Consider the following 21,516-nt stretch of genomic DNA (forward strand, 5'->3'; position numbering starts at 1 on the left):
CGATCGCGACCGCTGGTCACCCGGCGCAACACGGCGGTAGTGGATGCGGCGATGCTGGCATCACGACAACAAGGAGCCGCAGCGATGAATCAGCCAGCCCATTCCCTCACCCGTTTCCGAAAGCACACCCCGGCCGCCGTGGCCGCGGCGATTCTTGCTGTGGCCTCGCTCGGCGCCACCGCAGCGCCGCTGGATCACCACGGCATCAGTATCGAAGTGGTCGGCGAAGGCGCGCCGGTGCTGATGATTCCCGGCCTCAACAGTGGCGCGGACACCTGGCGCGAGACCTGCCATGCATTGCGCCAGCCGGCCGCTGATGGCGCCAGCGCCATGCCGATCCAATGCCACCTGGTCCAGTTGCCGGGCTTCGCCGGCCTGGCGCCGGTGGAGGGCGAGGACTTCCTTCCGGTGATGCGCGACGGGTTGCTGGATTACGTCGTCGAGCACGACCTGCAAGGGCTGACGGTGATCGGCCACAGCCTGGGCGGAACGCTGGCCCTGCAGATGGCGATCAAGCAACCCGACGCGGTGGCCAGGCTGGTAATCGTCGACAGCCTGCCGTATTTCGCCGCCGCGCAGAATCCGGCCGCGACCGTGGCAACGACCAGACCGATGGCCGAGCAGATGCGCGCCGGCATGCTGGCGTTGGACCAGACGATGTATTTCGCCCAGGCCGAGGCTTCGCTGCTGGGCATGACCCGGGCGCCGGAGCGGGTCGAGACCCTGAAGACGTGGGGACGTGACAGCGACCGTGCGACCACCGCCCAGGCCATGTATGAGCTCATGACCACCGACCTGCGTGGCGAGCTCGGTGCCATCGGCGTGCCGACCCTGGTGCTGGGCAGCTGGGCAGCCTACAAACCCTACGGCGCGAGCATCGAATCGACGCGCAAGATCTTCGCCGACCAGTACGCCAAGTTGCCGAGCGCACGCATCGAGATGAGCCAGGGGGGCTACCACTTCCTGATGTGGGACGATCCGCAGTGGGTGCAGGCGCAGATACGCGGGTTTGTCTCGCCCTCGACCCCTTGATGCACCGAGGTGCGGGCGGCCCGCGCCGCCCGGCCTGAACGTGGACAACGCCGTGGAAGATGCCTTGCCAACCCGCCGCTTCTGGATGCTCAACGCGCTCGCGTGGAGCGCCTACATCGGCTTGAGCCTGGGCATGGCCGCCGCGTTCTCGGCGATGTCGCCGGCGATGGTGCTGATCAGCGTATCGCTGGGCGCGCTGCTCTGGCTGGTCAGCGGCGCGATCCGCGCCCGGGCCGCGCGCTTGGGGTGGTGGGAGCGCGGCTTATGGGTATTGGCAACGCGGCTGCTGGCGTCGGTGGTGATCGGGACGACGCTGGCGCAACTGGCGTTGGCGGCGATTCTGGTCCCGTCGATCGCCCTGGGCTGGGTCGAGGTCGCCGGCGGCCTGTCGGCCTATCGCCCCGCCGCGACGCTGATGTACTGGACCAATACCGCGGTCGTGCTGGCCCTGTGGACCGGAATCTGGGCCGGCGCCCATTCGGTGCGCCAGGCGCGCCGGAGCGAGCTGGCGCGGCTGCGCGCGGAGGCGCGCCACCATCTGCTGGAACGCGATGCGCTCAAGGCTCGGCTCAATCCGCATTTCGTCTTCAACGCGCTCAACAACCTGCGCGCGCTGATCAACGAGGACCCGGCGCGTGCGCGTGAACTGGTCACCCGGCTGTCGAACACCCTGCGCCATGCGCTGGAGCATTCCGGAGACACCGAGGTCACTGTCGCGCGCGAGCTCGAAGTGGTGGAGGACTATCTGGCGGTGGAGGCGGTCCACTATGAGGACCGGCTGCGCGTCGTGCGCGAGGTGCCGCCCGATACCCTGCAAGCCACACTGCCGGCGATGGCGCTGCAGCTGCTGGTGGAAAATGCGATCAAGCACGGCATCGCCGTCATTCCCGGTGGCGGCGAGATCACCATCGCCCTGAATCGCGCGGGAGCGGCGCTGCACGTCACTGTCACCAATCCGGTCCCGCTGACCCGCGCCGCGTCCGGCCACGGCGTCGGGCTGGCCTACCTGCAGGCGCAACTCGGTGCAGGCACCGTCGACCTGCAACACAAGGGAGACACCATGGTCGCCAGCCTGGTGGTCCCGCAATGAGCGGGCCGTTGCGGGTGCTCATCGTGGAGGATGCGCGGCTGGCGAGGCGCGAGCTGCGCACGCTACTGGCCGAGTCTGCGGACGTCGAGTGCGTGGGCGAGGCCGAGGACGTTCCCGCCGCCCGCGAGGCGATCGCGCGTTTGCACCCCGACCTGATCCTGCTTGATATCCAGCTGCCCTCGGGCAGTGGCTTTGACGTGCTCGACGGCCTGGACCCGCTGCCGGCGGTGGTGTTCGTCACCGCCTACGACCAGTACGCGGTGCAGGCATTCGAAGCCAATGCGCTCGACTACCTGCTCAAGCCGGTCGCGGCGGCACGCCTGGCGACCGCGTTGGACAAGGCCCGCGCCCAGCTGGGCGAGCAGGACGCGGCGCGCGCGCCCGGGCGTCGGGGCACGGACCTGCTGGCGGCCCACGACCAGGTGTTCCTGCGCGACGGCGAGCGCTGCTGGTTTGTCGCCCTGGGCGAAATCCGCCGGATCGTGGTCGACGGCAACTACGCCCGGGTCTGGTTCCGCGACCAGAACGCCCTGCTGGCGCGCAGCCTCAGCGGGCTTGAAGCGCGCATGCAGCCCGGCCTGTTCTTCCGCGCCAACCGCAACACCCTGGTCAACCTGCGCATGGTCCGCACGGTGGAGCCGTCGGTCGCCGACGGCTACGACCTTGGCCTGGACGATGGCAGCCAGGTGGAGGTGTCGCGGCGGCAGGCACGGGAATTGCGCGAGCGGCTGGCGCTCTAGCCGCCGCGCTCCCGTTGATCATCATGGGCCGCCTGTTTGCTGAGATGGAGCGAGCGGGAATTCGCGGGTGTTCCTCGGCACCCGCGCGGCGCAGCCGCTACCCTTGCAGCATCTCTCGCCAACCCGTCTCGCGCATGTCCATCGTCCTGACCCCGTTTGCCGTTACCCGGCTGTTCCCGCGCACCCCGCGCGGCAACACCATCCAGGATTGCACGCCAGCGCAGTTCGAGCGCCACCTCAACGAGCACGAGCCGCTCAGGATCCTTGAGGGCTACGCGCCGTTCTGCAAGCTGCACGTGCACCGCAACTGGACGTCCACGCGCTGCCTGACCGCGCCGATCACCCAGGACAACCGTCATCTGCTGCGATCGGCGTACGAGGCGCGCTCGCGCAAGGAACTGCCGGTGCTGGTGCGCTGGTTCGAGGGCCTGCAGCCGCCGGTGGCGGAGTACCTGGTGGTGATCCTCTACAGCTGCGATCAGCTGGCGAAAGAAGGCACCGCGGTGGACGCGGACTGGGGCGTGGTCGGCTGCCTGTACACGATGACGCCGGAGGAAATCCCCATGGCGCCGATCACCATGCTGCGTAACGCGCTGGGCGTGGAGGAGGGCGGCTCGGGGGTGCCGCTGGACCGTGATGCCTATCGACTGGCGGTCGAGTTCTGGGAGAACAACGCCAACTGGCGGCCGTGATGCGGACCCGCGCCGGCAAGCCTCTAGCGGCGTGCGGGGTCAGCGCGGCAGGCTTGCGGTAGTTGCCCGCGTCGCAAAGCACGCAGACCGGTCAACACCGGCCCGCAACAAAAAACGGGCGCCGCGGGGCGCCCGTTCTTCATGCGGCGTTGGACGCCCGCCCGATCAGTAGCGGTAGTGATCGGACTTGTACGGACCTTCCACCGGTACGCCCAGGTAGGCGGACTGCTCCGCGCTCAGCTTGGTCAGCTTCACGCCGATCTTCTCCAGGTGCAGACGGGCCACTTCCTCGTCCAGGTGCTTGGGCAGGATGTAGACCTTCTTCTCGTAACTGTCCTTCTTTTCCCACAGGTCGATCTGGGCCAGGGTCTGGTTGGAGAACGAGTTCGACATCACGAAGCTCGGATGCCCGGTCGCGCAACCCAGGTTGACCAGCCGGCCTTCGGCGAGCAGGAAGATCGCGCGGCCGTCGGCGAACACGAACTTGTCCACCTGCGGTTTGATGTTGATCTGCTCGACGTCCTCGAGGCCCTTGAGCGCGTCGACCTGGATCTCGTTGTCGAAGTGGCCGATGTTGCACACGATGGCCTGGTCCTTCATGTTCTGCAGGTGCTCGATGGTGAGCACATCCTTGTTGCCGGTGGTGGTGACGTAGATGTCGCCGCGGCCCAGGGTGTCTTCCACCGTGGTGACCTCGAAGCCTTCCATCGCCGCCTGCAGCGCGCAGATCGGATCGATCTCGGTAACGATCACCCTGGCGCCGTACGCGCGCAGCGAGGCGGCCGAGCCCTTGCCGACGTCGCCATAGCCGCAGACCACGGCGACCTTGCCGGCCAGCATCACGTCCATCGCGCGCTTGAGGCCGTCGGCCAGCGACTCACGGCAGCCGTAGAGATTGTCGAACTTGGACTTGGTGACCGAGTCATTGACGTTGATCGCGGGCACCAGCAGCGAGCCGGCTTCGGCCAGCTGGTACAGGCGCAGGACGCCGGTGGTGGTCTCCTCCGACACGCCCCTCCAGTCCTTGACCACGGTGTGCCAGAAGCCCGGGCGCTCGACAGCCACGCGCTTGAGCAGGTTCTTGATCACCTGCTCCTCGTGCGAGGCGGCCTTCTCATCGACCCATTTGGAGCCGTCCTCCAGCTCGTAGCCCTTGTGGATCAGCAGGGTCACGTCGCCGCCGTCGTCCACGACCAGTTGCGGCCCCAGATAGCCGCCCTTCCCATCGGGGAAGCTCAGCGCGGCCAGGGTGCAGTCCCAGTACTCCTCCAGCGTCTCGCCCTTCCAGGCGAACACCGGGGTGCCGGCTGCGGCGATCGCGGCGGCGGCGTGGTCCTGGGTCGAGAAGATGTTGCACGAGGCCCAGCGCACGTCGGCGCCGATGTCCTTGAGGGTTTCAATCAGCACGGCGGTCTGCACGGTCATGTGCAGCGAGCCGGTCACGCGCACGTCTTTCAGCGGCTTGTCGGCGGCGTGCTTCTCGCGGATCGACATCAGGCCGGGCATCTCGTGCTCGGCGATGTCGAATTCCTTGCGGCCCCAGTCGGCCAGGTTGATGTCGGCAACCTTGTAGTCGCCTTCTGTGGAGAAGGTGCGGGTGGTGTCTTTCATGGTCCAGCTCCGGTTCGATCCCGTGGCACCGGTGCGGTGCGTCAAGCGGGGAGGGTGGTCGCAACCGGGCGCCGTTGTAGCGGACAGAGACCACGGATGGTCTCGATCGATCCTGCCAAGCCTGGCCGTCCCTGTAGCGACGGTCGCAGCGCCCCTCGGCGGACCGCGTCATTGTAACGGCTTGTGCAACGCCTTGAACCGGCTCGGCGCCGCATCGGGACTTCCTTCACTGGCCGGGATTCAGCAACTGTGGGAGTTTGACGGTCACTCCAGCGTCGCGGGCCCGCATCGGCGACACGACGCACCACTATCCGCATTTCACCGACATCTTCCCGGGAATCCCATGACCAAACCCAAGCGGCGCTCAACCGCCATCGGCCTGCTGGCTGCCCTGCTGCCCTTCGCACTTCTCACCCCGGCGCTCGCCCAGACCGCTGCGCTGGATGACCAGGGCGGCTATCAGTCGCCCGTGGATGCCTTGCAGGCGCTGGTCGACGCGCCTCGCCAGCCGCAGGTCCGGCTGAGTCCGAACCGCGACTTTGCGACCTTGCTCAAGACCCCGGCGCTGCCGGGCATCGACGTGGTCGCGCAGCCGGAGCTGAAGCTGGCCGGCACGCGGATCAACCCGCGCACCTACGCCAGCAGTGCGTTCTCGTTCGGATCGGACCTGAAGTTGCTCGACATCGCCAAGCGCCAGGAACTGCCGGTCACCGGCCTGCCCGCGGACCTGAAGCTGGCCGACCTGTCCTGGGCGCCGGACCAGAAGCACATCGCCTTCACCCACGTCGACAACGCCTCCGGCCACGTCGAGCTGTGGATCGTCGAGGCCGCCTCGCGCAAGGCCCATCGCCTGCTGCAACAGCCGTTGAATACGGTGGCGGGGACCGGTTTCGACTGGCTGCCCGACAGCCGCGGCCTGCTGGTGACCCTGCGCCCGCAAGGCCAGGGAGCCGCGCCAAACGCCGATGGCGTCCCGGCCGGTCCCAGCATCCAGCAAACCGAGCAGGGCGCGGAGGTGCGCTCGATCCGCACCTACCAGGACCTGCTCAAGAACGAGCAGGACGCGGCGATCTTCGCCCACTACCTGACCAGCCAGCTCGGCCGCGTGGACCTCGCCGGCAAGCTCACATTGCTCGGCAAGCCCGACCTGCTCATCGGCGCATCGCCGTCGCCCGACGGCAGGCACCTGCTGGTGCAGACGGTGGAACGTCCGTTCTCCTACCTCGTGCCGTTCTCGCGTTTCCCGCGCCGCATCGAGGTGCTCGACCGCGACGGCAAGCGAGTCCATACGGTCGCCCGCCTTCCGCTGGTGGAAGGACTGCCGACCGGCAACGACGCGGTCGCCACCGGCGTGCGCCGCATCTCGTGGCGCAGTGATGCGCCAGCTACCCTGGTCTGGGCCGAAGCCCAGGACGGCGGCGATCCGGCGCGTGACGTGGACGTGCGCGACGCCGTGTTCGCCCACGCCGCTCCGTTCAGTGGCAAGCCGGTGGAACTGGCGCGCCTGGGCTTGCGCTACGCCGGCGCCACCTGGGGCCGCGATGACCTCGCGCTGATCGACGAGTTCTGGTGGAAGACCCGCCAGACCCGGCAGTGGCGCATCGCCCCGGGACAGCCCGCGCAGGCGGCGGAGCTGATCTTCGATCGCTCCTACGAGGACCGCTACAGCGACCCGGGTTCCCCGGTGACCCGCCCCGACGCCGCCGGCAACCAGCGCCTGGTGGTATCCAGCGATGGCGGCAGCATCTTCCTGATGGGCGCCGGTGCCTCGGACGAGGGTGACCGGCCGTTCCTTGACCGCTTCAGCCTCGCCGACAAGCAGGCCACGCGCCTGTTCCACTCGCAGGCGCCGTGGTACGAGGCCCCGGTGGCGATGCTGGACGACGACGGCAAACGCATCCTCAGCTCGCGCGAGTCGCCCAAACAGCCGGCCAACATCTACCTGCGCGAGCTCGGCAACGCGGACGCTGCGCCGGTTGCGCTGACCGACTTCCCGCATCCCACCCCGCAACTGCGCGACGTGCAGAAGGAGCAGATCCGCTACCAGCGCAAGGACGGCGTCGAGCTGACCGCCAACCTGTACCTGCCGCCGGGCTACGACGCCAAGCGCGACGGCCCGCTGCCGACCCTGTTGTGGGCCTACCCGCGCGAGTTCAAGTCCGCTGATGCGGCCAGCCAGGTGACCGGATCACCCCACCGCTTCAACGCGATCAGCTACTGGGGACCGCTGCCCTTTTTGACCCGCGGCTACGCGGTGATGGACGGCCCGACCATGCCGATCGTCGGCGAGGGCGACCGCGAACCCAACGACACCTACCTGGAGCAACTGGTGGCCGGCGCCGAGGCGGCGGTGGACGAAGTGGTCCGCCGCGGCGTGGCCGACCGCAACCGGATGGCCATTGGCGGCCATTCCTACGGCGCCTTCATGACCGCCAACCTGCTTGCCCACACCCGCCTGTTCAAGGCCGGCATCGCCCGCAGCGGCGCCTACAACCGCAGTCTGACGCCGTTTGGTTTCCAGGCCGAGGAGCGCAACTACTGGCAGGCGCAGGACACCTACATGCAGATGTCGCCGTTCAACTACGCGCACCAGATCAAGGACGCGCTGCTGATCATCCACGGCGTGGACGACAACAACTCGGGCACGTTCCCGGTCCAGAGCGAGCGCCTGTTCGCGGCGATGAAGGGCCTGGGCGGCAATGCGCGGCTGGTGATGCTGCCCAACGAGTCGCACGGTTACCGCGCGCGTGAGTCGATCATGCACATGCTTGCGGAAGAGGACGCGTGGTTGGAGAAGTACGTGAAAAACGCCGGCAGCGAGGATTCCGGGGTGGCTGACACGCGGTAGCTCATGCCGCGACCTGCGAATGGGAGCCGTGGTGGACATCGGAGGCGGGCGTGGATGCCCTTGAGTGTGAATGTCCCCCGGCACCGGTGAAGCTGGTGCCTCCTCCTTTATTTCACACCCAAGGGCATCCACACCCGCTGTCCGTGCAGCGGCGGTAGTTGATGCACCGTGGGCTGCGCCAGCAGGCAGTCCGGCCACGCAGACGCGAGCTGCGGGCGTTCGGAGCGAAGTAAAGGAGGAGGCCTCCGCCGCAGGCGGGGGCCGGGGGACATTCGCTGCGAACGCCCGCGGTTCGCGGCCCCTAAAGCCCTGTCCGCTGCAACCGCTACCAATCGGTCGGTTTGTAGTCCTTCAAAAACTGGCCCCACACATGGGTGCCGGTGTTGAAGCCGTCGATGATCGGATCCACGATCCGCGCGGCGCCGTCGATGATGTCCAGCGGCGGATGGAAGCGCTCCTCAAGCGTCTTTCGCGCCGCCAGCTCGGCCGGATCCTCGTCGGTCACCCAGCCGGTGTCGACGCTGTTCATGTGGATGCCGTCGCCGTGGTAATCCGCGGCTGAGGTGCGCGTCATCATGTTAAGCGCGGCCTTGGCCATGTTGGTGTGGGGGTGCCGGGTCGTCTTGAAGTTGCGGTAGAACTGGCCCTCCACCGCCGAGACGTTGACGATGTGCCTGTCGCGGGTCGGTTCCTCGCCGTCGACCGTGCGCAGCATCAGCGGCTTGAGCCGGGCGTTGATCAGGAACGGGGCGATGGCGTTGACCAGCTGGACTTCCAGCAGTTCCACCGAGGGCACTTCGTGCATCTGCAGGCGCCAGGAGTTGCGTCCGCGCAGATCCACCTGCTGCAGGTCCTGGTCCAGCCGGCCTTCCGGGAACAAGTGTTTCTGGCCCAGCAGCTCCTCGGCCAGCAGCGGCACCTGCGAGAGCTCGGCGGCACGCACTAGCCCGGCCATCTGGCTGCCGGTGTTTGCCATTTCCTCGCGTGCCGCCGCGGCCTGCACCGACGCGGTGGCCTCGCCGAGCAGGTCCTGGCTGCGCAGGCCCTCGTATCCGCCGATCAGCTGGCGCACGGCTTCGGGCGTATCGCGCAGCGCAGCGGTCTCGCCGGCCATCATGTGGGCGTAGAACTCCGGCGGACGCCGCACCGTCTGGCACGCATTGTTGATGATGAAGTCCAGCCGCGGCCGCGTCGCCACCAGCTCGGCGCAGAAGGCTTCCACGCTGGGCGTATGGCGCAGGTCCAGGCCGAAGATCTCCAGCCGGTCAGACCACTCGCCAAAGTCCGGCTCCTGGGCGTAGCGTGCGGCCGAGTCGCGCGGGAAGCGGGTCGTGACGATCAAGCCGGCGCCGGCGCGCAGCAGTTTCAGGCCGGCCTGGTAGCCGATCTTGACCCGGCCACCGGTCAGCAGGGCGACCCTGCCGCTCAGGTCCGCCAGCTCGGTGCGCTTGCGGAAGTTGAACGCCGCGCACTCGGGGCACAGCTGGTCGTAGAAGTGGTGCACGCGCGTGTATTTCTGCTTGCACACGTAGCAGTGCAGCAACTCGGGGGATTCCGCGCCGGCGGTGTCTGCATCGGTCTGTGGCTGGCCGTCCGTGCCAGGCGGCGGGAAGTAGTTCAAGGCAGTGAACACCGGCTTGCGCCGCAGCGCGCGGATGCCGGTCTGGTTCAGGACCGCGTCGGCGCGGCGGATGTTCTCGGCATTGCGCTCGCGCTCCTGCGCCTTGAGCTTCTGCCGGCGCTGTCCGGGCTCGGGGTGATAGACGCTCGCGACCGCCTGGTGCAATCGGGAGCGATCCGCTTTGGGCAGATCGTCCAGCAGCGTGCGATCAGCGGCGACCGCCTCAAGCAAATCCAGCGCCACCTGCAGGCGCTCGGACAGGGCGGTCGGTTCGGGACGGTCGGTACTGGCCGACGGGCGTGAGAGGGTGGAGTCAGCGTTGGTCAAGATGGTGGCTTTGATCGGGGCAAGACGGCCAGTTTAACGGCCACCGGCATGGGCGCCTCCGATCGATCAGGCAATCCGCCGCCAGCCCCGCAGCGAGCGCACCGGAGCGCCGGTCAGTCGATGCCCAGCTTCTTCAACTTGTAGCGCAGCGCGCGAAAAGTGATGCCCAGCGACGCGGCGGTACGGGTCTTGTTGTAGCGGTTTTCCTGCAACGCGTGCTGGATTGCGGCGCGCTCGATTTCCTCGATGTACGAAGGCAACGCGCTGGTCGCGGTGTCGCGCGGATCGATGGTGCGAGGGTCGATCCCCGCCGCGGCGGCCGCCGCCTGTGGCGTCTGGGAGCCGGGCGCGGGTGGCTGCAATGGCGCAACGCCGGGCTCGCGCGGTGCCTGACGCGGCGTGGCATGGGCCGCGCTCGCCTGCGGCAAGTGCAGGTCATGCACCTCGAGCCGGTCGCCGTCGGCCATGGCCATGGCGCGTTCGAGGATGTTCTCCAGCTCGCGCACGTTGCCCGGAAAGGCGTACTGGCCAAGGGCGTCCATGGCCTCGGCGGAAAGCGCCGGCGGTTCGCGGCCCAGGTCGGAGGCCAGGCGCTGGACGATCTTCGCGCACAGGCCCGGCAGGTCGGACAGACGCTCGCGCAGCGGCGGCACGCGCAGCTCGATCACATTGATCCGGTAGTAGAGGTCTTGGCGGAAGCGGCCCTCGGCAACCATGCCGGCCAGGTCCTTGTGCGTGGCCGAAAGGATGCGCACATCCACCATCACCTCCGCGTTGGCCCCGACCGGTTTGACGGATTTTTCCTGGATCGCACGCAGCAGCTTGACCTGCATCGGCAGCGGCAGTTCGGCCACCTCGTCCAGGAACAGGGTGCCGCCGTCGGCGCTGTGGAACAGCCCGGGCTTGTCGGCGTGGGCACCGGTGAAGCTGCCCTTCTTGTGGCCGAAGAACTCGCTTTCCATCAGCTCGTTGGGGATCGCGCCGCAGTTGACGGGCACGAAGGGACCGCTGCCGCGGCTGCCCTCGGCGTGGATCGTGCGGGCAACCAGTTCCTTGCCCACGCCCGACTCGCCGGCGATGTACACCGGGGCCTGGCTGCGCGCGACCTTGGTGATGGTCTCGCGCAGCTGCTGCATCGCGGGCGATTCGCCGTACAGGCGGGTGGCCAGGTTTTCCGGATTGGACCGTACCGTCGGCTTCTCCTTCAGGTCCAGCGCGTGGCGGACCAGGTCGCGCAACACCGACAGCTCGACCGGCTTGGCGACAAAATCGAAGGCGCCGGCCTTGAGCGCCTCAACCGCCGCATCGACATTGCCGAAGGCGGTGATCATCGCCACCGGGGTTTCCGGAAACTTCTCGGTGATCTCGGCGATCAGATCGATGCCCGAGCCGTCCGGGAGGCGCATGTCGGTCAGGCACAGGTCATAGCGGTTGCGCGCCAGCTGCGCGCGGGCATCGCCCAGGCTGGACGCGGTGTCGCATCGCAGTCCCATGCGGCCCAGGGTCATCACCAGCAACTCGCGGATATCCCGCTCGTCATCGACTACCAAAGCGCTGCGTGTCTCAGCCATCCCGTCCTCCGATCATGAAGGCTAGCTTAAGCGATCACGACGTATCGAGGCAGTAGAGGACAGGCGGATCCGGAAACAGCTGCCCCCGGCGGGCAGCGCGATGAAGTCCAGCGAGGCCTGGTTGGCGAGGATCAGTTCGCGGGCGATGTACAGGCCCAGGCCGGTGCCGTGTCCGGATGTGGTGAAAAACGGCTGGAACAACTGCTGGGCGACGCGTTCGGGGATCCCCGGCCCGCGGTCGGTGACATCGATGATCGGGTGCCGGCGATCGTCCTGGTGGACGTGAACGCTCACCCGCGCCGGCTCGCCGGGCATGCGCCCGTAGGTGAGCGCGTTGTGCACCAGCACGGTCAGCACCTGCAGCAGGTGACGCGGATCGACCAGCGCCTGCACCTCCGGCCGCTCCGACGTCGCGACGAGGGTGTCGTTTTCCAGCGGATGGCCGGCGCGGTACTCGTTGACGAATCGGTTCACCAGTGCGACCAGGTCCACGTAATCGGGTGAGGCCGGTTCGCGCCGCGCCAGTCCCAGGACGTTCTCGACGATGCCGTTCATGCGCTGGCCCTGCTGGCGGATGATTTCCAGCAGGCGGCGGTCGGAAACGGCAATGTCGTCGGACTCCTCCAGCAGTTGCACCGCGTAGTTGATCGCCGCCAGCGGGTTGCGGATTTCGTGTGCCAGGCTGGCGGAGAACCGTCCCAGCGTTGCCAGGGTCATGGATTCGGCACGGCGCGAGAGCAGCGACGTGTCATCCAGGAACACCAGGGTCTGGTCGCTGCCGGCAAGCAGGCGGGTGAAGCGTGGGATCACGTCGTTCTGGTCGGTCGCCACCTGCAGCGGCCCGTCGTCGACCACGCCCGACTCGCGCCACGCGGCAAGGCGGCGCGAGAGTTCTGGCAGTGCCAGCGCCAGGTCGCGATGGCCATCGCCGGCTTCGCCCAGCAGCAGCAGCGCGGCCTCGTTGGCCAGCTGCACCCGGTTCTGGCCGTCCACCAGCAGCACGCCGGTGCGAAGGCGACGGATGATCAGCTCGTTGACCTCGGTGAGATGCGCGGTCTGTACCCCGCGGGTCTCGGCCAGTTCGTAGCTGTCGCGCATCTGCCGGCCCAGGATGCTGGTCGTGGTGGCTACCGCCAGATACCCGACCGAGAACATCAACGGCTCGGTGATCGCCCTTTCACTTTCATCCAGCAGGACGGCCCAGAAATGTTCACCGACGATCCCGACCACCGCGACCATGGCTGCGCCCAGGCCCAAACGCGGGGGCAGCAGCAGCGCCGCGGCGCCGACGTTGAACAGCAGCATCAGGGCGATACCGGTGCCCGCGACAGGGATCGCATGGATCGCCAGGATCCCGAACAGCAGGTCGCAGCAGATGCCCACGAGTGCCTGTCCACGCAGTTCGCCACGACGACCGAACGCAAACAGGACGGCGCCCAGGAACAGGTAGGACAGCGCTACCACCCGCGCAAGCAGGTCGTGCCTGGGCGGCTCGAGCATGTCCGTCACCGGCCCGAACAGGACCAGTACCAGCAGCGAGCCTTCCAGCAGCCGGTAAAGCGTGAAGAAGTAGAGTTCGCGGCGCAGCGCGCTGTCGGCGTCGTCGTTGGGCTGGACGGCGAGGGCTGGCGACACGCGGTTCATCCTTGGGCAGTGTTGGTTCGCACGAGTATAGGCACGCGTGTTGCGATCGCGGCCAGCCCGGATTTTGCGGGGGGCGGCGCGATCGGCCACAATAGCGGGCCCCTCGCTCCCGAGCCGTTTCCGGCTGCGCCAGCGAGGGATGTCTTCCACTCCCCTCGGTGACGCATGAATTTTCACGAATACCAGGCAAAGCAGTTGTTTGCCGACTACGGCATTGCCGTGCCGGCCGGGCGCATCGCCCGCACTCCTGAAGAAGCGGTCGAAGCGGCCAAGTCCATCCCGGGCGACCTGTGGGTGGTGAAGGCGCAGATCCACGCCGGCGGCCGCGGCAAGGCCGGCGGCGTCAAGCTGGCCAAGACCTTTGACGAGGTCAAGCAGTTCACCAAGGCGATGCTCGGTACCTCGATGGAGACCTACCAGACCGCCGGCGTCGCCCTGCCCATCGACTCGGTGTTGATCTGCGAAGGCACCGACATCGACAAGGAACTCTACCTGTCGGTCCTGGTCGACCGCAGCACCCAGACGGTGACCTTCATCGCCTCCGCTGAAGGCGGCATGGACATCGAGCAGGTCGCCGCCGAGAAGCCCGAGGCGATCAAGACCATCCACGTGAACTACGTGGAAGGCCTCCAGCCCTACCAGTGCCGGGCGCTGGGCTTCGACATGGGCCTGAACGCCAGGCAGGTCAACCAGTTGACCAAGATCATGACCGGGCTGTTCAAGCTGTTCCACGAGAAGGACCTGGCGCTGGTCGAGCTGAACCCGCTGGCGATCCTGACCAACGGCGACCTCGCCGTGCTCGACGGCAAGATCAATTCCGATGACACCGCGACCTACCGTCATCCCGACCTGGCCGACATGCGCGACATCCGCCAGGAAGACGAGACCGAGGTCAAAGCCAGCCAGCACGACCTGAACTACGTGACCATGGACGGCAACATCGGCTGCATGGTCAACGGCGCAGGCCTGGCGATGGCGACCATGGACGTGATCAAGCTGGAAGGCGGTGAGCCGGCCAACTTCCTCGACGTGGGCGGCGGCGCGACCAAGGAGCGCGTGACCGAGGCGTTCAAGCTGATCCTGTCCAGCGACAAGGTGAAGGCGATCTTCGTCAACATCTTCGGCGGCATCGTGCGCTGCGACATGATCGCCGAGGGCATCATCGCCGCGGTCAAGGAAGTGGACGTCAAGGTGCCGGTGATCGTGCGTCTGGAAGGCACCAACGTGGATGCCGGCAAGGAGCTGCTGAAGAACTCCGGCCTGGCGATCACCTCCGCCGATGACATCAACGATGGCGCCCGCAAGGCCGTCGCCGCCGTTGCCGCCTGACCACATCACCAGGATTCGATATACATGAGCGTTTTGATCAACAAGAACACCAAGGTGATCGTGCAGGGCTTCACCGGCTCGCAGGGCACCTTCCACGCCGAGCAGATGCTCGAGTACGGCACGAAGGTCGTCGGCGGCGTCACCCCGGGCAAGGGCGGCACCACGCACCTGGACCTGCCGGTCTTCAACACGGTCGCCGACGCGGTCGAGCAGACCGGTGCGGACGCCTCGGTCATCTACGTGCCGCCGGCGTTCGCCGCCGACGCGATCCTTGAAGCCGCCGACGCCGGCATCACCGTCATCGTGTGCATCACTGAGGGCATCCCGGTACTGGACATGCTGCGGGTCAAGAACGTGCTCAACGACTACGAAGACGTCGTGCTGATCGGCCCGAACTGCCCCGGCGTGATCACCCCCGGCGAGTGCAAGATCGGCATCATGCCCGGCCACATCCACACCGTCGGCAAGATCGGCATCGTCAGCCGCTCCGGCACCCTGACCTACGAGGCGGTCAAGCAGACCACCGACGTCGGCCTTGGCCAGTCGACCGTCATCGGCATCGGCGGTGATCCGATCCACGGCCTGGACTTCATCGACTGCCTGAAGCTGTTCCAGGACGATGAGCAGACCGAAGGCATCATCATGGTCGGCGAGATCGGCGGCAGCGCCGAGGAAGAGGCGGCCGAGTTCATCGCGCAGTACGTGACCAAGCCGGTCGTCGGCTTCATCGCCGGCGCCAGCGCCCCGGAAGGCAAGCGCATGGGCCACGCCGGTGCGATCGCCTCGGGCGGTCAGGGCACCGCGGAGGGCAAGTTTGCCGCGATGGAGAAGGCGGGCGTGACCACGGTCAAGTCACCCGGTGACCTGGGCGCGGCGATTGCGAAGCTGCTGGCGAAGTAAGCACGCCAGCCAGTGACTTGCCGTCGGAGAAACGGCAGCAGGATCATTGCAGGAAATGAAAAAGGCCACCTTGGGGTGGCCTTTTTCGTGGGTGTTCGCCGGACTCCGGGGTTAGTTAAAGCAATGCGTGATCGCTGGGGTGATTGTGGTCGACCGAGGGGGCGTGACCTGCATGTCTTCCGGGCGAATGTCCCCCGGCTCCCGCCTGCGGCGGGCGCCTCCTCCTTTATTTCGCCCGGAAGACACACAGGCCACGCCTTTGCTGACGGTTCGCCTCTAAAAGCACCAGCCACGCTGGAACGACGGGGGTGGGTGTCCTTGGGGCGAAGTAAAGGAGGAGGCACCGGCTTTACCGGTGCCGGGGGACATTCGCGGCCAAGGGCGTCCACCCCCGGCGCCTCGGCTAGTCTGCAGCTGTGCCGCTTTTCTCCGCGTCACCGGCCTCGACCACGGCTTCCCCGCCCCACGGCGCCGGCGGCGTGGCAATCGGCCGGGTCAGGTCGAAGCCGACCCGGAACATGCGGTCCTCGCCGGTGCGCGCCAGTTCGTAGACGAACTGCTTCTCCGGTTCGATCTCGATCGCCCACACGTTGGTATTGGATACGTCCATGCCTTCGCGGGTGAACATTGCCTGGGAAAAGCTGTCGACCGGAAATTCCTGCCTGTTCGCGCTGCCCGGGTTTGCGGTCTCGCCGCCGTACATGGTCACCGGGTCGTCGCTGCCGTCCTCCAGCCGGTGATCGTGCTTCAGGCGCAGGCCGTCACCCGTCCGGGTCAGGACCCAGGTGCGCGAGTAGTTGTCGCCGACGTTGAAGGGGATGCGGATTTCCCGGTCGCTGCACTCGCGCACGTGCATGGTCAGGGTCTGGTCGCGGAACGGGTCCGGACCGTCGCTGACCGGCCGATCGGTCAGTACGCTGCCCTCGAACGCCTTGCCGCACAGCGCGGTGAGGCGGTCGAAAAACGCCTGCTGCGGATCGGCGGTCGCCGCAGACGGTGTGTCGGCAGCGGTGGTGGTAGTGGTGGTATCGGTCGCCGATGGACTGCAGGCGGCGAGGGCGGCGGCGAAAGTCGCCGGCAGAAGGATGCGGGAAATAGTCATCCAGCCACGCTAGCCGGTTTCGACCGTGCATGCCATGCGGGGGTGCAGGAAGCCGTGCACCCGGGTCGATGTCGACAGGGAAAGCGTTGAGCTTGAGGTGGCGTGGCCAAGGAGCGCACCCCACGGACGCGACTGCACGCTGACATCGCGACGCTGGTCTCGCGCGATCACGGGTCTGCCGTGGATTCCAGCAACCAGTCACGGAATGCCGCGTAGTCGAGACCCAGTGGCGTGGCCGTCGCGGCGCGCGCGAGTGCGGCGGCGAGCGCGGGCGGTGGCTCCAGCTCGTGGCCGACAAGGGGCTCGACCACGGTCTCGAATTTGGCCGGGTGCGCGGTGGCTACGACCGCCCATGGGCGCTTATCGCCCTGGACGCGCAGCATCTCGAGTGCGTGCAGCGCCACCGCCGTATGCGGGCACGGGACGAGTCCATGCCGGGCGGGCGCAGCGGCAGTGGCTGCGCGGATCTGGCCGTCGTCCACGCTGCAGGCCTGCAGCGATGCACGCACCGCGGCGTCGTCGGCATGCCACCAGCGCAGGCGCTCGAAATTGCTCGGTGCGCCGACGTCCATCGCATTGGCGAGGGTCGCCTTGCCGGCTTGCGGGCGGTAGTACCCGCCGGCGAAGTAGCGTGGCAATACGTCGTTCGCATTGCTGGCGATCACGATGTCCCCAATCGGCAGGCCCATGCTGCGCGCCAGCCATGCGGCGAGGGCGTTGCCCAAGTTCCCGGTCGGGATGACGAAGTTGAGCGACGTGCCGTGGTCGGCCCGGAACTGCAGCGAGGCGTGGGCGTAGTACGCCATCTGCGGCAGCAGCCGGCCCAGGCTGATGCTGTTGGCCGACCCCAGCGTGATCGATTCGCGTAGACCGGCATCGGTGAGCGCCTGCTTCACCAGTTGCTGGCAATCGTCGAACGTGCCTGCGACGCGGAGCGCCTGCACGTTCTCACCGAAACACCCCAGCCCATGCGCCTGGCGCGGCGAGACGCGTCCATCGGGATACAGGATCACCACGCGGAAACCCTCTCGCCGATGGAATGCCGCACCGACCGCAGCGCCGGTATCGCCGGAGGTCGCGACCAGGATGGTGGTGAGTGGCGTGCCCGGTTCGCGCAGGCGCGAGAGTGCTTCTGCAAGGAAGCGCGCGCCGATGTCCTTGAACGCGGCCGTGGGGCCGTGAAAGAGCTCGAGCAGGTAGTCGCCGGCGCCCTGCAACGGGCGCAGCGGCACCGGAAAATCGAAAGCCGCGCGGCACATGTCCGCCAGTTGCGCCTCCAGACGCGATCCCGCGAAGTACGGGGCGAGCAACGCGGCGGCGGTATCGGCGAGCGTGGCGCCGGCCTTGTCCATGTCTGCCTCCGGAATCGCTAGAGGTACATACAGGCCGCCATCGGGCGCCAGTCCGGCCGCTAGGGCATCATCGATTCCGACCTCGGGCGACTCTCCACGGGTGCTGGCGAACTTCATGCGACCACTTCCGCGCGCGGGCCGTTGATGGGCGACAGGTGCACGTCGCTGTCCAGGCCGACCGCGGCAAACGCGGCCTGCATCGCGGTAGCGGCGGTCTGCGCCTGTCCGGTACTGATGAACCAGCCGAACACACTGGGGCCGGCGCCGGAGATGCTCGCGCCCAAGGCGCCGTGGGCGAGTGCGGCAGCCTTCACCTCGGCGAAGCCCGGTACGAGCGAGGCGCGGCGCGGTTCCACCAGCACATCGCGCAGGCCTTCAGCGATCAGGGTGAGATCACCGCGCGCCAGGCCGGTAAGGAACAGGGCCAGATGCTCGCTGTGCTGGACGACCTGACGCAGCGGGTAGGGCGCCGACAACGCTTCGCGCGCGAGCCGCGTCTCGAGCACGTGGTGCGGATGCACCACCGCGCACACCAGCGGCGGCGCCGACAGCGGAATCGCACGGGTCGGGGTCGCCAGCACGACACCGCCAAACAGCATCGGTGCCACGTTGTCGCCGTGCACGCTGCCGCTGGCCACCGACTCACCCACCAGGGCCAGAGGATACAGCTGGTCGCGCGTCAGCGGTTGGTCCAGCACCGCATTGGCCGCCACCAGCGCCGCCACGCAGGAGGCCGCCGAGCCGCCAAGACCCGAACCCAGCGGGATGCCCTTGCGCAGGCGCAGCTCGAAGCCGTGCGCGATGCCATGTTGCGCGCGCAACTCCATCAGCGCGCGACCGGCGGTGTTGCGCTCGGCCTCGCGCGGCAGCTGCGCTGCGCCGGCGCTGTCGCCGTCGATGCCGGTGATGGTCACCGTGGGCGCGTCGATCCGACGCACGAAGGCGCGGTCGCCCGGGCCCTCGATGCTGTGGCCGAGCAGGTCGAAACCCACGCCGATGTTGCCCACGGAGGCGGGCGCGAATGCGGTGGCATCCTGGCGAGGCGTAGCTCCTGGACTACCGGCGCGGGGGGCGGCGCCGGATGTCTGCCTCGGTCGGTCGATATCCGTATTCACAGTCGTGCCCCGAGCGCTTGCGCAATCGCCAGCACGTCGCCGAACACGCCGGCCGCGGTGACCTCCGGGCCGGCGCCGGGACCCTGCACCACCAGCGGGTTGTCGGTGTAGCGACGGGTGTGGAACTGGATCAGGTTGTCGGTCAGTCGGGTGTACAGGCTGGCGTGTCCTGCCGGCGGCACCACCAGGGCGACGCTCGCGCGACCCTCGAGGTCCATCCGGGCGAGGTAGCGCAAGGCGCCGCCGCCGGCCAGCGCGTCTTCAAGTCGCGCCTGCAGCGGTGCGTCGAGCTCCTCCAGGCGGGCGAGGAACTCCTCCAGCGGAACGTCCTGCAATGCCGGCGGCACAAGGTTCTCGATCTCGACATCCTCCAGTGACAGCATGCGACCGGCCTCGCGGGCGAGGATCACCAGCTTGCGGGCGACATCGATGCCCGACAGGTCATCGCGCGGGTCGGGTTCGGTATAGCCCAGCTCGCGCGCCTCGCGCACCAGCGCGGAGAACGGCACGCTGCCATCGAAGCGGTTGAACAGCCACGCCAGCGTCCCCGACAACACTCCCTCGAACGCGGTCAGTTCATCACCGGTGTCGAGCTGGTTGCGCAGTGTCATGATCACCGGCAGGCCGGCGCCGACGGTGGCTTCGTAGCCGAAGCGGCCGCCGTGGCGGGTGGCGGCGCGGATTGCCTGGTAACGGGCCAGGTCGCCGCTGCCGGCATGCTTGCTCGGCGTCACGACATGGATGCCGGCGGCCAGCCACTGCGGGTAGTAGTCGGCGATGGCGTCGCTGCCGCTGCAATCCACGATCAGCGCGTGCGGCAGATGGCTGGCGCGGACGTGATGGGCGAACGTATCCAGGTCCAGGGCCTCGCCGGCTTCCAGCGCCTCCAATGCCTGCTGCGGCGGCAGGTAGCGAGGCGCCAGGCTCATGCGGCGGCTGTTGGCGATCGCGCGCAGGCGCAGGTCGATGCCGCGCTGGCCCTCACCGGCAAGGCGCTGCAGCGAATCGGCCAGCTGGCCGAGCAGGGCGCGACCGACCTTGCCCGGCCCGATGAGGCCGATGGAGAGTGTCTGCGGTGACAGCCAGAACGCGGAGTGCACGGCGCGCAGACCGCGCACGGCATCTGCGGCGTCCAGCGCCACGGAGATGTTGCGTTCGCTGGCGCCCTGGGCGATCGCGCGGATGTTGACCCGAGCCTTTGCCAGACCATCGAACAGCCGTGCGGCGACACCGGGGGAACCGACCATGCCGTCGCCCACGGCGGCGAGGATGACGATGCCCGGCGTCACCTCGACCCCGGCGACCAGCCCTTTCTCAATGGCGTCGGCGAAGGCATTGGCGACCGCCTCGCGCGCCTGCGCCGCCTGCGCCTCGCGCACCACGCAGCAGATCGAATGCTCGCTGGAGCCCTGCGAGATCATCGTCACCGAGACGCCGGCGGCATGCAGGGCCGCGAACATCCGCTCGGCGGTCCCAGGCACCCCGATCAGGCCGGCGCCGCTGAGCTCCAGCAAGGCCATGCGTTCCACCAGGCTGAGGCCCTTCACCGGTGAGGCTGCCGCGGCAGACGCCAGGCTGATCACGGTGCCGGGGGCTGCCGGGTTGCAAGTGTTGCGGATGCGGATCGCCAGGCCGGCCTGCAGCGCCGGCGCTATGGTGCGCGGGTGCAGCACGCTGGCACCGAAATACGAGAGCTCGTTGGCCTCGGCGTAGGACATCGAATCCAGGCACACCGCATCCGGCACCAGCCGGGGGTCAGCGCTGAGCACGCCGTCGACGTCGGTCCAGATGGTGAGCTCGTTGGCGTGCAAAAGACGCCCGAACGCGGCCGCGGAATAGTCGCTGCCATTGCGCCCCAGCGTGGTATTCGCGCCCTCCCCATCGCGGGCGATGAAGCCCGTGATGACGCGGCCACGGGCGCAGTAGTCCTGGCGCTCCGACCACTGTGCCAGGCGCGACTGGCTGGCCTCCCAGTCCACGGTGACGCCCAGCTCGCCGGGGTTGGCGACCAGCACGTCGCGCGCGTCCAGGCGGCCCCAGCCGGCATCGGCGCCGCCCAGCGCGACCTGCAGCAGGCGCGAGGAGCAGACCTCGCCCAGACCATGCACGCGGGCGATGTCGGCCTCGCTGCGCGCCTGCCCCGACGCCATTGCCGTCAGCGTCTCGCCGAGCTCGGCAAACCGGGCTTTTAGCCAGGCGTGGAGGCCATGCGTGGCGTCGGCGTCCAGCACATCGGCCGCGTCCAGATGGCGCTGGCGAAGCGCCATGAAGGCAGGCTTCCAGTCCGTGGCGGACATGCTGGCCTCAGCCAGGGCGATCAAGGTGTCGGTGACCCCGTGCATCGCCGAGACGACGACGAACTGAAGGCCGGGCGCTGACGCATCCATTTCGTCGAGGAGAGCGGCCACGCGCTGGTAGTGGGCCGCGTCGGCAAGGCTGCTGCCACCGTACTTGTGCACGTGGACGGGTTTGAGGTCCGGCGCAAGTGGCTGCCCCGGATCGGTGCGCGGCGGGGCAAGGGGGGAGGGCATCGGAGAATCCT

Annotated in this window: 15 protein-coding genes and 1 riboswitch; of the genes, 7 read left to right on the forward strand and 8 right to left on the reverse strand. The window is 68.0% G+C overall.

What is annotated here, in order from left to right:
* The first annotated feature begins 84 nt into the window (after positions 1–84).
* The 4 genes from INQ42_RS02835 (at position 85) to INQ42_RS02850 (ending at position 3,554) form a co-directional block, all read left to right on the forward strand.
* Positions 85–1,032, forward strand: a complete 948-nt coding sequence (locus INQ42_RS02835; protein ID WP_194035050.1) for an alpha/beta fold hydrolase — start codon at positions 85–87, stop codon at positions 1,030–1,032.
* Between the two features lie 52 nt (positions 1,033–1,084).
* A complete protein-coding gene (locus INQ42_RS02840; protein ID WP_407070796.1) occupies positions 1,085–2,122 on the forward strand; it encodes a sensor histidine kinase in 1,038 nt (345 codons plus the stop codon).
* Positions 2,119–2,862, forward strand: a complete 744-nt coding sequence (locus INQ42_RS02845; RefSeq protein ID WP_194035051.1) for a LytR/AlgR family response regulator transcription factor — start codon at positions 2,119–2,121, stop codon at positions 2,860–2,862. Before INQ42_RS02840 ends, INQ42_RS02845 begins: the two co-directional genes overlap by 4 nt.
* Before the next feature lie 134 nt (positions 2,863–2,996).
* Positions 2,997–3,554 (forward strand): DUF3228 family protein, encoded by a 558-nt coding sequence (locus INQ42_RS02850; RefSeq protein ID WP_194035052.1) that lies wholly within the window; start codon positions 2,997–2,999, stop codon positions 3,552–3,554.
* A 165-nt stretch (positions 3,555–3,719) separates the two neighbouring features.
* Here the strand turns inward: INQ42_RS02850 and ahcY are convergent, their stop codons facing one another.
* Positions 3,720–5,165 carry an adenosylhomocysteinase gene (ahcY, locus tag INQ42_RS02855; RefSeq protein ID WP_194035053.1) on the reverse strand — a complete coding sequence of 482 codons (1,446 nt, stop codon included), beginning with the start codon at positions 5,163–5,165 and terminating at the stop codon, positions 3,720–3,722.
* A gap of 59 nt (positions 5,166–5,224) precedes the next feature.
* A riboswitch (S-adenosyl-L-homocysteine riboswitch) is annotated at positions 5,225–5,328 on the reverse strand.
* A gap of 180 nt (positions 5,329–5,508) precedes the next feature.
* Between ahcY and INQ42_RS02860 the strand changes: the two genes are divergently transcribed.
* Positions 5,509–8,013 (forward strand): S9 family peptidase, encoded by a 2,505-nt coding sequence (locus tag INQ42_RS02860; RefSeq protein WP_194035054.1) that lies wholly within the window; start codon positions 5,509–5,511, stop codon positions 8,011–8,013.
* 325 nt (positions 8,014–8,338) lie between these two features.
* On the opposite strand, the gene INQ42_RS02865 is transcribed toward INQ42_RS02860, so the two are convergent.
* The 3 genes from INQ42_RS02865 to INQ42_RS02875 all read right to left on the reverse strand — a co-directional run bounded on the left by INQ42_RS02865 (position 8,339) and on the right by INQ42_RS02875 (position 13,167).
* Complete coding sequence (locus INQ42_RS02865) at positions 8,339–9,895, reverse strand: SDR family NAD(P)-dependent oxidoreductase (protein WP_194035718.1); 1,557 nt, start codon at positions 9,893–9,895, stop codon at positions 8,339–8,341.
* 179 nt (positions 9,896–10,074) lie between these two features.
* Positions 10,075–11,532, reverse strand: coding sequence for a sigma-54-dependent transcriptional regulator (locus INQ42_RS02870; RefSeq protein WP_194035055.1), 1,458 nt, complete (start codon positions 11,530–11,532; stop codon positions 10,075–10,077).
* Between the two features lie 21 nt (positions 11,533–11,553).
* Positions 11,554–13,167: a sensor histidine kinase gene (locus INQ42_RS02875; RefSeq protein ID WP_194035056.1), complete on the reverse strand. Its 1,614-nt coding sequence runs from the start codon at positions 13,165–13,167 to the stop codon at positions 11,554–11,556.
* A 174-nt stretch (positions 13,168–13,341) separates the two neighbouring features.
* Here INQ42_RS02875 and sucC point away from each other — a divergent pair, with 174 nt between their 5' ends.
* The gene (gene sucC / locus INQ42_RS02880; RefSeq protein WP_194035057.1) at positions 13,342–14,505 is read left to right on the forward strand and encodes an ADP-forming succinate--CoA ligase subunit beta; all 1,164 of its coding nucleotides are present in this window, start codon (positions 13,342–13,344) and stop codon (positions 14,503–14,505) included.
* A 24-nt stretch (positions 14,506–14,529) separates the two neighbouring features.
* Complete coding sequence (sucD, locus tag INQ42_RS02885; protein ID WP_194035058.1) at positions 14,530–15,405, forward strand: succinate--CoA ligase subunit alpha; 876 nt, start codon at positions 14,530–14,532, stop codon at positions 15,403–15,405.
* Positions 15,406–15,808: 403 nt separating this feature from the next.
* Here sucD and INQ42_RS02890 read toward each other — a convergent pair whose 3' ends face one another.
* The 4 genes from INQ42_RS02890 to thrA all read right to left on the reverse strand — a co-directional run bounded on the left by INQ42_RS02890 (position 15,809) and on the right by thrA (position 21,505).
* A complete protein-coding gene (locus INQ42_RS02890; RefSeq protein ID WP_194035059.1) occupies positions 15,809–16,507 on the reverse strand; it encodes a hypothetical protein in 699 nt (232 codons plus the stop codon).
* A gap of 167 nt (positions 16,508–16,674) precedes the next feature.
* Positions 16,675–17,976, reverse strand: a complete 1,302-nt coding sequence (gene thrC, locus INQ42_RS02895) for a threonine synthase (protein ID WP_194035060.1) — start codon at positions 17,974–17,976, stop codon at positions 16,675–16,677.
* A complete protein-coding gene (locus INQ42_RS02900) occupies positions 17,973–18,962 on the reverse strand; it encodes a homoserine kinase (protein ID WP_194035719.1) in 990 nt (329 codons plus the stop codon). The genes thrC and INQ42_RS02900 overlap by 4 nt, the downstream gene beginning before the upstream one ends.
* An 8-nt stretch (positions 18,963–18,970) precedes the next feature.
* On the reverse strand, positions 18,971–21,505 hold the full coding sequence (gene thrA, locus INQ42_RS02905) for a bifunctional aspartate kinase/homoserine dehydrogenase I (protein WP_194035061.1): 2,535 nt from the start codon (positions 21,503–21,505) through the stop codon (positions 18,971–18,973).
* Positions 21,506–21,516 lie beyond the last annotated feature (11 nt).

Source organism: Lysobacter avium (assembly GCF_015209745.1).
Classification (GTDB): Bacteria; Pseudomonadota; Gammaproteobacteria; order Xanthomonadales; family Xanthomonadaceae; genus Novilysobacter; species Novilysobacter avium.